Source organism: Pseudomonas sp. dw_612 (assembly GCF_018449725.1).
Lineage (GTDB): Bacteria > Pseudomonadota > Gammaproteobacteria > Pseudomonadales > Pseudomonadaceae > Aquipseudomonas.
Window position 1 is genome coordinate 496,750 of record NZ_JAAVVC010000002.1, and the last position, 13,742, is coordinate 510,491.

The following is a 13,742-nucleotide window of genomic DNA, read 5'->3' on the forward strand; positions in this document are numbered from 1 at the left end:
GATTGGCTATATCTGTTAGATCGCTTTCGCGGGCAAGCCTCGCTCCTACAGGGGGTTAGCCTAGATCCTGTGGGAGCGGGCTTTCGGGGTCGCCACCTTATCTCGCAGGTAAACAGGTTGCGCCTCATCCGCCACAATCGCCTCGCCCCGCGCCCAAGCAAATCGCGCCAGGGTCAGCAGGTCTTCGGCATGGGGCAACATCCCCGCATCCTGGCCGCTCAGGTTGACACCAATGCGCTCGGCATAGCCCCAACCGGTGCCCGCGCCAAACCACTCGCCGCTGGCATCCGCCGGCAACGCCGCCACTTCCGGCGGCAATACGGCTTCATTGCCGACGAGGCGCATCTCCCCCGCCGTTTCGCGGTAGCAGCCCCAATACACTTCGTCCATCCGCGCATCGATGGCCGCCGCGACCTGGCTCACGCCGTGTTCGCGATAGGCACGCTGGGCCAGCACGGCCAGGTTCGACACCGGCAACACCGGACGTTCCAGGGCGAAGGCCAAACCTTGCACCACACCGATGGCGATCCGCACGCCGGTGAAAGCCCCCGGCCCACGGCCGAACGCAATCGCATCCACCGCTTGCAGAGTGGTCCCGGCGTCGGCCAACAATTGCTGGATCATCGGCAACAGTTTTTGCGCATGCAGGCGCGGGATCACCTCGTAATGGCTCGTCACCTTGCCGTCATGCAGCAAGGCAACAGAGCAAGCTTCAGTCGCGGTGTCCAGGGCCAGCAAGGTGCTCATCGATGTTTCCGTAAGAGAGGTCAGAAAAAGTGCGCCAGTATAAACAACTACGGCCCGCAAGCGGGCCGTAGAAGATGAAGCGTTTCAGACTTTTCAGTTCAGCGCTTCAAGCACCTTGCCGGTGATCGCTTCAACCGAGCCAACACCTTCGATGTGGCTGTACTTCGGCTTGCCTTGAGCGGTGGACAGCTCCTGGTAGAACTTCACCAGAGGCTCGGTCTGCGCGTGGTAAACCGACAGACGATGACGCACGGTTTCTTCGGTATCGTCTTTGCGCTGCACCAGCTCGTCGCCGGTGATGTCGTCTTTACCGGCAATTTTCGGCGGGTTGTAGACGATGTGGTACACGCGGCCGGAAGCCTCGTGCACACGGCGACCGGCGATACGCTGGACGATGTCTTCGTCCTTAACGTCGATTTCGACTACGTGATCCAGCTCGACACCGGCAGTAACCAGCGCTTCTGCCTGCGGAATGGTGCGCGGGAAACCGTCGAACAGGAAACCGTTGGCGCAATCGGCCTGGCTGATACGTTCCTTGACCAGATTGATGATCAGGTCATCGGATACCAGGCCGCCGGCATCCATGATGCCCTTGGCTTGAACGCCCAGTGGAGTGCCGGCCTTGACCGCTGCACGCAGCATGTCGCCAGTGGAGATTTGCGGAATGCCGAATTTCTCGGTGATGAACTTAGCCTGAGTACCTTTACCGGCCCCGGGAGCTCCCAGCAGAATGACGCGCATCGATGTGCTCCTCAATTTTTATATAGATAACGTCAGATTCGCCTCGTGGGGCCAATCTCAAAAATAGGGTCGTGGCCGCCCAAACGGCCAAAGGCTGATCAAGATACACAGCAGGCCCTGACCACACAAGCCGCCGAAAGTCGGAGAAACCCGCGCCTGTCGTGACCTTTGGACGAGGTGGCCCTAGTCGCAACCCCGTCATTAACTGTCGCCTGCCAGACCTTTTACAACCCTTCACCCACAGGCACCGGGCCGACGTACCCAGTGCCCGCCCCCAAGAGGAAAACCTTAGCCGGTATTTCGCAAACCGGCGGCAATCCCCGCCACAGACACCAGCAGCGCCTGTTCTACCGGGCTGCCCTGCGCCACTTCCTGTTGCCGCGAACGGGCCAACAGCTCGGCCTGCAATAGATGCAGCGGGTCGAGGTAGGTGTTGCGCAGGCGAATGAATTCCAGGGTGTCCGGGCTATGTGCCAGTAGCTGCGACTGACCGGTCAGCCCAAGGACCACCGCGCAGGCCTGCGACAATAGGTCGCGTAAATGTGCACCCAAAGGGAGCAAATCGGCTTCGACCAACCGCTCATCGTAGGACCGGGCGATGTCCGCGTCGGCCTTGGCCAGCACCATTTCCAGCATGTCGATGCGGGTGCGGAAGAACGGCCACTGCTCGCGCATCTGCCCCAGCAGCTCACCTTCGCCGCGCTCCAGCGCCTTGCTCAGGGCGGCTTCCCAGCCGAGCCACGCCGGCAGCATCAGGCGCGTCTGGGTCCAGCCGAAGATCCATGGAATCGCCCGCAGGCTTTCAATCCCGCCAGCGCGGCGCTTGGCCGGGCGGCTGCCCAACGGCAAACGGCCTAACTCCTGTTCCGGAGTCGACTGGCGGAAGTACTCGACGAATTGCGGATTTTCCCGCACCACGGCGCGGTAAGCCTTGACGCCATCGGCCGCCAATTCGTCCATCAGGTGGCGCCAGGCCGGTTCCGGCGGTGGTGGTGGCAGCAGCGTCGCTTCGAGCACGGCGGCCAGGTACAGATTGAGGTTCTGCTCGGCGATGTCCGGCAGACCGAATTTGAAACGAATCATTTCCCCCTGCTCAGTCGTACGGAAACGCCCGGCCACCGAACCCGGTGGCTGCGACAGGATCGCCGCATGCGCCGGACCGCCGCCTCGGCCCACGGTGCCACCGCGACCGTGGAACAACAGCAGCTCCACTTGTTGCTCGCGGCAAATGTCCACCAAGCGTTCCTGCGCCCGGTACTGCGCCCAGGCGGCCGCTGTGGTGCCAGCGTCCTTGGCCGAGTCGGAATAGCCGATCATCACTTCCTGCGGCCCTTGCAGGCGCGCGCGATAGCCCGGCAGCAGCAACAGTTTTTCGATCACCGGACCGGCGTTATCCAGGTCGGCGAGGGTTTCGAACAACGGCACCACACGCATCGGCCGCAGCACCCCGGCCTCTTTGAGCAGCAGTTGCACGGCCAGCACGTCGGAAGCGGCGCCAGCCATGGAGATCACATAAGAGCCGAGGGATGCACCCGGTGCGGCGGCGATTTCCCGGCAGGTCGCCAGTACTTCGGCGGTATCCGCGGACGGTTTGAAGTACGCCGGCAGCAACGGCCGACGATTGTTCTGTTCGCGCATCAGGAAAGCGATGCGCTCTTCCTCGCTCCAGTCTTCGTAACGACCGAGGCCCAGGTAATCGGTGATTTCGGTCATGGCGGCGGTGTGGCGGGACGAGTCCTGCCGCACATCAAGACGCACCAGGAACAGGCCGAAGGTCACTGCACGGCGCAGGCAATCGAGCAGCGGACCATCAGCGATCACGCCCATGCCGCACTCGTGCAACGAGTTGAAACACAGCTCCAGCGGATCGAGCAGGTCGCGGTTGTTTTGCAGCACATCGGCGGGCGCCGGGGTGCTCTTCGTCAACGAGGCATGCGCCCAATTGCGTGTCGCCCGGAGGCGTTCGCGCAGTTGCTTGAGCACCGCGCGGTAAGGTTCGGCGCTGTCGCCGGCCTTGGCTTTCAAGGCTTCGCTGGCCTGCTGCATCGACAACTCGGCGGCCAGGTGATCGACATCGCGCAAGTACAAATCGGCGGCCATCCAGCGCGCCAGCAACAGCACTTCGCGGGTGACGGAAGCGGTGACATTCGGGTTGCCGTCGCGGTCGCCGCCCATCCACGAGGCGAAGCGGATCGGTGCGGCCTCCAGCGGCAAACGCAGGCCCGTCGCCGCGTGCAGCGCTTGGTCGGCTTTACGCAAATAGTTCGGGATCGCCTGCCACAGCGAATGCTCGATCACCGCGAAGCCCCATTTGGCTTCGTCAACCGGGGTCGGGCGGGTGCGGCGGATTTCTTCGGTGTGCCAGGCTTCGGCGATCAGGCGCTGCAATTTCGCCTGGATCTGCTCACGCTCTACGGTGGTCAGGTCACGGTGATCCTGGGCCGCGAGTTGCGCGGCGATGGCGTCGTATTTCTGGATCAGGGTGCGGCGTGCGACTTCGGTCGGGTGCGCGGTCAGCACCAGTTCGATCTCCAACCGACCCAGTTGCCGGGCCAGGGATTCGGCGCTGTGGCCTTCGGCGCGCAGGCGAGCGAGCAGTTCCGGCAGCACCCGGGCTTCGAATGGCGCGGGCTGCGACTCTTCGCGGCGGTGAATCAGCTGATATTGCTCGGCGATATTGGCCAGGTTGAGAAACTGGTTGAACGCCCGCGCCACCGGCAACAACTCGTCTTCGCTCAACTGGTTGAGGCTGGCGCTGAGTTCAGCGTCCATCGAACCGCGACGGTCGGCCTTGGCGCCCTTGCGAATCTGCTCGATCTTGTCGAGAAAACCGTCCCCGTACTGCTCACGAATGGTGTTGCCCAACAGCTCACCCAACAGGTGAACGTCCTCGCGCAAGCGTGCATCAATATCGGTCATCAGCAGTTCTCCAGCAAAAATCCGGGTGGCTATGAAGGCCATGCTTTGTCCCTAGAGAGTGCCGCCGTAAAGCGCTTCTTACAAGCAAACGACGAAGGGACTTTAAACCTTAGGCGATAAAGCTAGTCTCAACTGTAAGCCGTACAACGGCTGCCGCCGGCCAGAGCCGGACACTCACCCTGCCTGCCACGAGCAGGTGCGCCATGAGGTCTTTATGAAAATCCGTGAGCTAGCCCAGCATTGGGAAGAAAACGCCAAGGGTCGCCTGACCGACACTGGCTACACGATTCACCTGGACGTGGAAGCCGCCGCACGGCTGGCCGCGATCACCGAGATGTACCCGAAACGGCATCCCGAAGAACTGCTGGGCGAACTGATCGGCGCGGCGCTGGAAGAACTCGAAGCGAGCTTCCCGTATGTGAAAGGACAGACCGTGGTCGCCACCGATGAAGAAGGCGATCCGCTGTACGAAGACGTCGGCCCGACCCCGCGTTTCCTGGCGTTGTCCCGTCGGCATTTACATGATTTGTCGGCCAGTGACGACAAGCCAAAGCACTAAAATTTGACACCGAACCTGTGGGAGCGGGCTTGCTCGCGAAGAGGTTGTATCAGTTGAAATAAATGTCTACTGACACAGCGCTTTCGCGAGCAAGCCCGCTCCCACATTGGCCTGCGTATCCCCTAAAAATTGATGTAATCCCGAGCCCTTGAATGTCCGGGAATACCGCCGCACATCGCGAAAGTTCCCGTCCTAGAGCCTTGTCTGCTCGGTCAAAGTTTTTTCAGGCCATGCGCCATCTTCTCTGAACTTTTGAAAAACGCCTCGGGTCGTACCCAGTAACCACGCCTGGTACGGCCGTTTCAAATCACACGTTGAATGTTCGGTTACGGCTCCTCACACCAGGATGGATTTAGATGTTTTTCAGGAGATATCCAATGGAGTTGAAGACCATGAAGACCAGCACTGCCAAATCCTCGTTCACCCACCTGCGCGGTCTGAAACTGGCTGTTCTGGCAATCGGCAGCACCTTCGTACTCGCCGGTTGCGCTGGCAACCCGCCGACCGAGCAATACGCCGTGACCCAATCCGCCGTGAACAGCGCCGTCAGCGCCGGTGGTACCGAATTCGCAGCCGTGGAAATGAAGTCCGCCCAGGACAAACTGAAACAAGCCGAAATCGCCATGCACGACAAGAAGTATGAAGAAGCCCGCACCCTGGCCGAACAAGCCGAGTGGGACGCTCGTGTCGCAGAACGCAAGGCCCAGGCGATGAAAGCCGAACAGGCTGTGAAGGATTCCCAGAAAGGTGTTCAGGAACTGCGTCAGGAAAGTCAGCGCACTGTGCAGTAAGCGCGCATCCGGACCACACGCCTGAAGCTCTTATCGATAGAAAGGACGAACCATTATGCGTAAACAATTGATGATCCCCGCTCTCCTGGCCGCAAGCGTCGCACTGGCTGCCTGCTCCACCCCGCCGAACGCGAACCTGGAACAAGCCCGCGTGAACTACTCCGGCCTGCAAGCCAACCCGCAAGCCAGCAAAGTCGCGGCCCTTGAGACCAAAGACGCCAGTGATTACCTGGACAAGGCCGACAAGGCTTACCAGGACAAACAGGACCAGGCCAAGGTTGACCAACTGGCTTACCTGACCAACCAGCGCGTGGAAGTGGCCAAGCAGACTATCGCCCTGCGCACCGCTGAAGCCAATCTGAAAAACGCCGCCGCGCAACGTGCCCAGGCCCGTCTGGACGCTCGCGACCAGCAGATCAAGCAACTGCAAGACAGCCTGAACGCCAAGCAGACTGATCGCGGGACTTTGGTGACTTTCGGTGACGTGCTGTTCGCCACCGACCGTGCTGACCTGAAGTCCAGCGGTCTGGTGAACATCAACAAACTGGCGCAGTTCCTCCAGGAAAACCCGGACCGTAAAGTGATTGTCGAAGGCTATACCGACAGCACCGGTAGCGCGGGCCACAACCAATCGTTGTCCGAGCGTCGCGCTGGCTCCGTGCGCACCGCTCTGGTGAAGATGGGTGTTGATCCAGCGCGTATCGTCGCCCAGGGTTATGGCAAGGAATACCCGGTTGCTGACAACACCAGCGTCTCGGGCCGTGCGATGAACCGTCGGGTGGAAGTGACCATTTCCAACGACAACCAGCCAGTGGTTCCACGTTCGGCGGTCAGCTCGAACTAAGCGTCACGCAGTAACGCAAAAGCCCCGCCTGATTTGATCAGGCGGGGCTTTTGCTTTTTTAGGATTAAAAGATCGCAGCCTCGTTTCACTCGACAGCTCCTACACAGCTCCTACATCGAAATGCGTGTTTCCTGTAGGAGCTGTCGAGTGAAACGAGGCTGCGATCTTTTCGTGCGCGCTACTGCTCAAGCTTCTGCGGGGTTTCCTGCCCCATGCACCGCACTGCTTTTTTCTGGCCATTGATCAACACGCCGGTCAGGCCTTTCTGTTCGGTGTCGAACAGCACCAGCACGCCATCGATGCACTGCGCCACTTGCGGGGCGGGTTCGAGGGCGACTTTGTAGTCCTCGCCCGGCACGGTCTTGAGCATGGTGAATTCGTTGAGCAGCAATGCATCCTCAGGCTTGGCGAAGTGCAGGTAGCCGTAGTACCACAGCACCCCGACGGTGCCGAGGATGGTGCAGATACCGGTGATGATCAGTGGAATGGCGTTACGTTCTTCACTCATTGCGGACTCTCTGGTGGTTCAACTTTTGAATTCACGGGCACCGGGTAATTCGGGATTTCGCCCAGGCGGCGCAGACCATTGAAATGCTGCGGGTCTTCGAGGTAGCGCAGCATCACCTGGCGCCAGACCGGGTCGGCGAAGGTCTGCACATGACCGCCACGGGTCAGTTGCAGCACCCGCGGTGGCGGCGCAGCTTGATACAGACGGATGCCATTGGAAAGGGGCACGAGGTTGTCGTCGATGCTGTGGTAGATCAGTTTCGGCACGCCTTTGAGCTCGGCCATGGAGTTGATTGCGCTGTCGCCGTCCGGCACCAGCCACGACAGCGGCACCTGGAATGGCCAGGTCAGCCACGAAGTCGTCAGGGCAAATCGACCGACATCCCGGTAGCTGGCAGGCGCACCGTCGAGGACCAACGCTTTGATTTGAGGCTGGCGTTCCGGGTGCTGGACCAGGTAATGCACGGCCATCGAGCCACCGAGGCTCTGGCCCAGAACGATCAACGGTTTGCCCTTGACCTCGGGCGCCTGATCGAGCCATTTGAACGCGGCGTCGATGTCCTGGTAGATCGCCGGCAGGCTCGGTTTGCCTTCGGACAAGCCATAACCGCGGTAGTCCACCAGCAACACCTGGTAACCCTCTTTCGGCAGCCACCAGCTACCGCCCAAGTGATAAGACAGGTTGCCGCCATTACCGTGCAGGTGCAGCACCGTGCCTTTGACTTCGACGCCTTTGGCCACCGGCAGCCACCAACCGTGCAGCTTGAGGCCGTCGGCGGTGGTCAGGGTGAGGTCGCGAAATTCGAGTTTGGCCTTGTCCGGGGTGAACGGCTGGCCGGGCTCCGGGTAGAACAGCAAAGAGCTGCAACCGTTGAGGGTCAGGAGCAGGCAGATGATGCCGAGGATTCTCATCCGTTGAAACCTCGCTGAATAGGGGTTGAAACACAGGTCCAATGTGGGAGCGGGCTTGCTCGCGAATGCGGTGTACCAGGCAACAGAGATGTTGAATGTCAGACCGCATTCGCGAGCAAGCCCGCTCCCACAGGGGATCTTCGGTGATCACAAGATGTTGGAGTAGTCGGCTTCGATCCGGTCCAGGCTCAAGTGATTGAGGAAGTTGGAGAAGCACATCCACGCCGACAGCGCGTTCAGGTCGCGGAACTGGTCCGGCAAATACTTGGGCGGCACCACCAGGCCTTCGTCCACCAGTTGACGCAAGGTCCGCATGTCCTCCAGCGTGGTCTTGCCGCAAAACAACAACGGTATCTGCTCCAGCTTGCCTTTACGCACGGCCAACTGAATGTAGTTGTAAACCATGATAAAGCCCTTGAGGTAGGACAAGTCTTTGGTAAATGGCAGACCATTCGGCACCGAGCCGCGGAAAACCCGGCTGGCGTTGCCGTAGCTTTCGGCCATTTCGAAGCCCTGCTCGCGGAAGAACTCGAACACCTGCAGGAAGTCGGCGCCCTCCTCCACCATGTGAATGGCGCGGGTGCGGTTGGTCAGTTTGCGCAAACGGCTCGGGTAGGAGGCGAAGGTGATGATCTCCATCAGGATCGCCAGGCCTTCCTGAGTCACCGTCGACGAGGGCGGGCCCTTGGACAGGAAGGTGCAGATCGGCTGGTTCAAGCCGTTGAGGGTCGTGCCCACGTGCACCAGACCTTCATGCACTTCCAGGGCGCGCACATCGCGGTCGTTGAACATCGCATCGGCGCGGATCTTGATGTAGTCGGCACCCGCCGCCGCATCGGCGACGATCCCGTCAGACTCGAACACCCGGATGGTTTCTTCGGCTTCACCAAAGACCTTGTTCAACCGGTGTTGCAACAGACTGACGGCGTCTTTGGCGGTGAGGATTTTCGGTTCATCCTTCAGATCGCCACGGCCATCGATGTTGTTCAGGTAATCGGACATCATCAGGCCGAGGTCGGCCAGGGTCGGGTCGCCCGCGTGGAACGCGTCGGACGCGGCGCCATACAACTCTTGGGAAATCAGCCCGAAATCCTCGGTGCCGCGCGCTTCGAGCATGCGCACCACCATCCGGTATTCCTTGCACATGCGGCGCATGATCTGGCCGACCGGGTTGAATTGGCCGAGCTGGCGGGTAATGTCGCGCTCGATATTCTGGAACTCCAGTTTCACCTTGCTGGAGTCGAAGGACAGCGGCCGGTTCAGGTAATAGTCGCGGTCCACGGCCGGCATTTCCTTGCCCTTGGCCTTGAGAAAACCCTTGCGGATGTTGTCGTCCCACTTGACCGCATCGAGGACGCGAATCGGCGTCTGCGCCAGCACTATGCGATCGGACAAAATGCGTATCGTCTGCTGGTAATCGTCCACCCGAAACTCCTGTAGAAAAACCGTGAGGTGCTGGATTTATTTGACTTTGGCTTTGGCCGCGCGCAGGTAGCGCACTGCTTCGACGAACACATCGGAATTGGCCGGATCGTCGAGGTAGGCAAAGACTTGGTTCATGTCGGTATTGATCAGCACGCCATCGCCGTCGTCCGTCTGGAAGCCTTCACCGCTGAGGGCTTTTTGCCCCAAAGCCTGGTTGATCTGCTCGAGGTCGAGGTTGTAGACCACCAGTTCATGCTTTTCGTTGAGCTCGAAGCCGGCAATCGTGAAATGCCCGCCGAACCTGGCCGGCACCGGCGCCGACAGGTACCAGCGGTTGCCGTGGCGGGACACCGTGAAGGGATAGGCCTCGCGCTCGCGGGGCTTGGCCTTGAAGTAGCTGACCGCCTGATAGCGGTTGTCACCGATGCGCGTCAGTTCGAGGTTCATCGGTTCGCCCCAGGCGTTGGTGCTGGTCCATTTGCCGAGTAATCCCTTGGGCGCGGGTTCGCTCGAAGGCAGCGGGTCCTTGAAGGTCACCAGACAGCCACTGAGCAGCAGGAACGACAAGGCGATCACAACGACGCGCCAGGCTTTCATTCAACACTCCCTATGAACAAACGCAGCCCACATGTGGCCATCGACCCCATGTGGGAGCGGGCTTGCTCGCGAAGGCGGTTCAACATTCAACATCTACATCGACTGTCACACCGCTTTCGCGAGCAAGCCCGCTCCCACAAGGGTTACACCGAGGCCAATACCAAATGCATATACCGCGTGAGGATGCCGAGCATTTCGGCTTCGGCCGCAGGCTCGGCGTCGTTGAGCAGGCCCTGATATTCCATCCGTCCGATAATGGCCGTCAACACTTTGGCATCCTGTTGTGGCTCGCGGGAACCCAATACTTCGAAAAGCTGGCAAGTGCCCTGCAACAGAATCTGCTGATGAGAGCGCACCAACAGGGCCAGGCGCGGGTTGAGCAGCGCTTCCTGGCGGAAGGCTTGCTCGGCCATCAAGTGCTCGCGGCGATTGATCAATTGGCGGTGCACATAGTCCGCCATCAACCGCGCAATATCGTCCGCCAATTGCGAGCGCGACTCCGGGGTGCCGTCGCCGCTGACCACCATCTCGCGCAGCAGCCCTTCGTTGCTGACCCACAGCTTGCCCATGTAGGCCGCGCTGCGTTCCACATATTGAGCGAAGGTATCGGTGAGCAGGTCATCGATATCCTTGAAATAGTAAGTGGTGGCCGACAACGGCACACCGGCCTCTGCCGCCACGGCACGGTGCCGCACCGCTCGCACGCCGTCGCGCACGACAATGCGCATGGCCGCATCGAGAATGTCCTGTCGACGCTGCTCGCTGCCCTGTCGGCTGGCCTTGCGGCCCTGGTACTGAACACTTTCAGCGACCGCAGTGGCGATACCCGCTGCACCTTCTTGAGCCATTGCACGGTTCACGACAGGTATTCCTCTCTTATTTTCAAAAGTAACCAATTGATACGTTTGTACCAGACAGGCAATAAAAAGCCGCCTGTTTTAGGCGGCTTTTTAACTGAAACGTTTACGCTTGCGGCCGCATGTGCGGGAACAGGATCACGTCGCGGATCGACGGTGAGTTGGTCAGCAACATCACCAGTCGGTCGATGCCGATCCCTTCACCGGCCGTTGGCGGCATGCCGTACTCCAGCGCGCGAACGAAGTCGGCGTCGTAGTGCATGGCTTCGTCGTCGCCGGCGTCCTTGTCGGCCACCTGGGCCATGAAGCGCTCGGCCTGGTCTTCCGCGTCGTTCAACTCGGAGTAGGCGTTGGCGATTTCGCGGCCGCCGATGAACAGTTCGAAACGGTCGGTGACGTTCGGGTTGTCATCGTTGCGACGGGCCAGCGGCGACACTTCGAACGGGTACTGGGTAATGAAGTGCGGTTGTTCCAGCTTGTGCTCGACCAGCTCTTCGAAAATCATCACCTGCAACTTGCCCAGGCCTTCGAAGCCCAGCACCTTGGCGCCGGCCTTCTTGGCGATGGCACGAGCCTTGTCGATGTCGGTCAGGTCGTCAGCGGTCAGCTCAGGGTTGTACTTGAGGATCGAGTCGAACACCGACAGACGCACGAACGGTTCGCCGAAGTGGAACACTTTGTCGCCGTAAGGCACGTCGGTGCTGCCCAGAACCAGTTGCGCCAGTTCGCGGAACAGTTCTTCGGTCAGGTCCATGTTGTCTTCGTAGTCGGCGTACGCCTGGTAGAACTCCAACATGGTGAACTCAGGGTTGTGACGGGTCGAAACGCCTTCGTTACGGAAGTTGCGGTTGATCTCGAAGACTTTCTCGAAACCGCCAACTACGAGGCGCTTGAGGTACAGCTCAGGCGCGATCCGCAGAAACATTTCCAGGTCCAGGGCGTTGTGGTGTGTTTCGAACGGCTTGGCCGCAGCGCCACCCGGGATGGTTTGCAGCATCGGGGTTTCGACTTCGAGGAAGTCACGCTTCATCAGGAAGCTACGGATATGCGCAATCACTTGCGAACGCACGCGGAAGGTCTGGCGCACGTCTTCGTTGACGATCAGGTCAACGTAGCGCTGGCGGTAGCGCTGTTCGGTGTCGGTCAGGCCGTGGTGCTTGTCTGGCAGCGGACGCAGGGACTTGGTCAGCAGGCGCACTTCGGTCATTTCGACGTACAGGTCGCCCTTGCCGGAACGGGCCAGGGTGCCAACGGCGGCGATGATGTCGCCCATGTCCCAGGTTTTCACCGAGGCCAGGGTTTCTTCGGACAGGGTTTTACGATTGACGTAAACCTGAATGCGACCGGTCATGTCCTGGATCACCATGAACGAGCCACGGTTGAGCATGATGCGACCGGCAACCTTGACCGGGATTGCAGCCTCTGCCAGCTCTTCCTTGGTCTTGTCCGCGTACTGCTTCTGCAAGTCTTCGCAGTAGTTTTCACGGCGGAAGTCGTTCGGGAAGGCGTTGCCCTTGGCGCGCTCGGCAGCCAGCTTTTCCTTGCGCAGGGCGATCAGGGAGTTTTCTTCCTGTTGCAGGGCTTGCGGGTCGAGTTCTAGGTCGCTCATGTCTTTAAAAATTCCATCACAGGTTCGTTGCCCCCGGCCGTGAGCCGGGGTTCGCGGGCAAGCCTCGCTCCTGCAGTACTCTGCAGGGCGTGCCTTAGAGCCCTTGTTTCAAGCTGGCTACCAGGTATTCGTCGATATCGCCGTCGAGCACCTTGTCGCAGTCACTGCGTTCGATGTTAGTGCGCAGATCCTTGATCCGCGACGCATCGAGCACGTAAGAGCGAATCTGGTGACCCCAGCCGATGTCCGACTTGGTGTCTTCCAGGGCCTGGGAGGCGGCGTTGCGTTTCTGCACTTCCTGCTCGTACAAGCGCGCCCGCAACATTTTCATCGCGGTGTCTTTGTTGGCGTGCTGGGAGCGTTCGTTCTGGCAACTGACCACGGTGTTGGACGGTACGTGGGTGATACGTACGGCCGAGTCGGTGGTGTTTACGTGCTGACCACCGGCACCGGAGGAGCGATAGGTGTCGATGCGCAGGTCCGACGGATTGATGTCGATTTCGATGTTGTCATCGATTTCCGGCGACACGAACACGGCCGAGAACGAGGTGTGGCGACGGTTGCCGGAGTCGTACGGGCTCTTGCGCACCAGACGGTGTACGCCGATCTCGGTACGTAACCAGCCAAAGGCGTATTCGCCCTTGATGTGGACCGTGGCGCCCTTGATCCCGGCGACTTCACCGGCCGACAGCTCCATGATGGTCGCGTCGAAACCGCGTTTGTCGGCCCAGCGCAGGTACATGCGCAGCAGGATGTTGGCCCAGTCCTGGGCTTCGGTGCCGCCGGAGCCGGCCTGGATGTCCAGGTAGGCGTTGTTGGCGTCCATCTCACCGCTGAACATCCGCCGGAATTCGAGTTTTTCCAGGGATTCGCGCAGACGCTCGACTTCGGTCGCGACGTCATCGACGGCGGCCTGGTCTTCTTCTTCGGCGGACATCAGCAGCAGTTCTTTGGCATCGGCCAGGCCAGTGTGCATTTCGTCGAGGGTTTCGACGATCTGCGCCAGCAGCGAGCGCTCGCGACCCAGTTCCTGAGCGTACGACGGGTTGTTCCAGACTGCCGGATCTTCAAGCTCGCGATTGACTTCAGTCAGACGCTCATGCTTTTGATCGTAGTCAAAGATACCCCCGAATAGTTTCGGAGCGCTCGGACAGGTCCTTGATACTGTTAAGGATCGGGTTGATTTCCATGGCGGGCAGCACTCGTTGGCGAACTTTTGAAAGCCGGCGAGTAT

General features: G+C 60.2%; 13 protein-coding genes. 3 read left to right on the forward strand and 10 right to left on the reverse strand.

Annotated elements, in window-relative coordinates; genetic code table 11:
* Window positions 1–60 precede the first annotated feature (60 nt).
* The 3 genes from tsaB to ppc form a co-directional block, all read right to left on the reverse strand.
* Window positions 61–747: a tRNA (adenosine(37)-N6)-threonylcarbamoyltransferase complex dimerization subunit type 1 TsaB gene (tsaB, locus tag HB680_RS05495; protein ID WP_213937568.1), complete on the reverse strand. Its 687-nt coding sequence runs from the start codon at window positions 745–747 to the stop codon at window positions 61–63.
* Between the two features lie 93 nt (window positions 748–840).
* The gene (adk, locus tag HB680_RS05500) at window positions 841–1,488 is read right to left on the reverse strand and encodes an adenylate kinase (protein WP_213937569.1); all 648 of its coding nucleotides are present in this window, start codon (window positions 1,486–1,488) and stop codon (window positions 841–843) included.
* A 288-nt stretch (window positions 1,489–1,776) separates the two neighbouring features.
* A complete protein-coding gene (gene ppc / locus HB680_RS05505; RefSeq protein WP_213937603.1) occupies window positions 1,777–4,407 on the reverse strand; it encodes a phosphoenolpyruvate carboxylase in 2,631 nt (876 codons plus the stop codon).
* 214 nt (window positions 4,408–4,621) lie between these two features.
* Between ppc and HB680_RS05510 the strand changes: the two genes are divergently transcribed.
* The 3 genes from HB680_RS05510 (at window position 4,622) to HB680_RS05520 (ending at window position 6,601) form a co-directional block, all read left to right on the forward strand.
* Window positions 4,622–4,966 (forward strand): pilin assembly protein, encoded by a 345-nt coding sequence (locus tag HB680_RS05510; protein ID WP_213937570.1) that lies wholly within the window; start codon window positions 4,622–4,624, stop codon window positions 4,964–4,966.
* A 377-nt stretch (window positions 4,967–5,343) separates the two neighbouring features.
* Complete coding sequence (locus HB680_RS05515; protein ID WP_213937571.1) at window positions 5,344–5,757, forward strand: DUF4398 domain-containing protein; 414 nt, start codon at window positions 5,344–5,346, stop codon at window positions 5,755–5,757.
* A gap of 55 nt (window positions 5,758–5,812) precedes the next feature.
* On the forward strand, window positions 5,813–6,601 hold the full coding sequence (locus tag HB680_RS05520; RefSeq protein WP_213937572.1) for an OmpA family protein: 789 nt from the start codon (window positions 5,813–5,815) through the stop codon (window positions 6,599–6,601).
* A gap of 178 nt (window positions 6,602–6,779) precedes the next feature.
* Here the strand turns inward: HB680_RS05520 and HB680_RS05525 are convergent, their stop codons facing one another.
* The 7 genes from HB680_RS05525 to prfB all read right to left on the reverse strand — a co-directional run bounded on the left by HB680_RS05525 (window position 6,780) and on the right by prfB (window position 13,698).
* Window positions 6,780–7,109, reverse strand: coding sequence for a hypothetical protein (locus tag HB680_RS05525; protein ID WP_123405677.1), 330 nt, complete (start codon window positions 7,107–7,109; stop codon window positions 6,780–6,782).
* A complete protein-coding gene (locus HB680_RS05530; RefSeq protein WP_213937573.1) occupies window positions 7,106–8,020 on the reverse strand; it encodes an alpha/beta hydrolase in 915 nt (304 codons plus the stop codon). Before HB680_RS05530 ends, HB680_RS05525 begins: the two co-directional genes overlap by 4 nt.
* A gap of 147 nt (window positions 8,021–8,167) precedes the next feature.
* Window positions 8,168–9,445: a flavohemoglobin expression-modulating QEGLA motif protein gene (locus tag HB680_RS05535; protein ID WP_213937574.1), complete on the reverse strand. Its 1,278-nt coding sequence runs from the start codon at window positions 9,443–9,445 to the stop codon at window positions 8,168–8,170.
* A gap of 36 nt (window positions 9,446–9,481) precedes the next feature.
* Entirely contained in the window at window positions 9,482–10,042 is a 561-nt protein-coding gene (locus HB680_RS05540) for a hypothetical protein (RefSeq protein ID WP_213937575.1), read from the reverse strand.
* A gap of 143 nt (window positions 10,043–10,185) precedes the next feature.
* Window positions 10,186–10,902, reverse strand: coding sequence for a TetR family transcriptional regulator (locus tag HB680_RS05545; protein WP_213937576.1), 717 nt, complete (start codon window positions 10,900–10,902; stop codon window positions 10,186–10,188).
* A gap of 103 nt (window positions 10,903–11,005) precedes the next feature.
* On the reverse strand, window positions 11,006–12,508 hold the full coding sequence (gene lysS / locus HB680_RS05550) for a lysine--tRNA ligase (RefSeq protein ID WP_213937577.1): 1,503 nt from the start codon (window positions 12,506–12,508) through the stop codon (window positions 11,006–11,008).
* Window positions 12,509–12,602: 94 nt separating this feature from the next.
* Window positions 12,603–13,698 (reverse strand): peptide chain release factor 2 gene (gene prfB, locus HB680_RS05555; protein WP_123507983.1). Its coding sequence is split into 2 segments (ribosomal slippage): window positions 12,603–13,625 and window positions 13,627–13,698, totalling 1,095 coding nucleotides; the frame shifts between segments, so codons are not numbered across the junction.
* Window positions 13,699–13,742: the final 44 nt, after the last annotated feature.

Bases quoted from the DNA above. Each gene is read 5' to 3' on its own strand.
- tsaB (WP_213937568.1), bottom strand. From the start codon at position 747: ATGAGCACCTTGCTGGCCCTGGACACCGCGACTGAAGCTTGCTCTGTT.
- adk (WP_213937569.1), bottom strand. From the start codon at position 1,488: ATGCGCGTCATTCTGCTGGGAGCTCCCGGGGCCGGTAAAGGTACTCAG.
- ppc (WP_213937603.1), bottom strand. From the start codon at position 4,407: ATGACCGATATTGATGCACGCTTGCGCGAGGACGTTCACCTGTTGGGT.
- HB680_RS05510 (WP_213937570.1), top strand. From the start codon at position 4,622: ATGAAAATCCGTGAGCTAGCCCAGCATTGGGAAGAAAACGCCAAGGGT.
- HB680_RS05515 (WP_213937571.1), top strand. From the start codon at position 5,344: ATGGAGTTGAAGACCATGAAGACCAGCACTGCCAAATCCTCGTTCACC.
- HB680_RS05520 (WP_213937572.1), top strand. From the start codon at position 5,813: ATGCGTAAACAATTGATGATCCCCGCTCTCCTGGCCGCAAGCGTCGCA.
- HB680_RS05525 (WP_123405677.1), bottom strand. From the start codon at position 7,109: ATGAGTGAAGAACGTAACGCCATTCCACTGATCATCACCGGTATCTGC.
- HB680_RS05530 (WP_213937573.1), bottom strand. From the start codon at position 8,020: ATGAGAATCCTCGGCATCATCTGCCTGCTCCTGACCCTCAACGGTTGC.
- HB680_RS05540 (WP_213937575.1), bottom strand. From the start codon at position 10,042: ATGAAAGCCTGGCGCGTCGTTGTGATCGCCTTGTCGTTCCTGCTGCTC.
- lysS (WP_213937577.1), bottom strand. From the start codon at position 12,508: ATGAGCGACCTAGAACTCGACCCGCAAGCCCTGCAACAGGAAGAAAAC.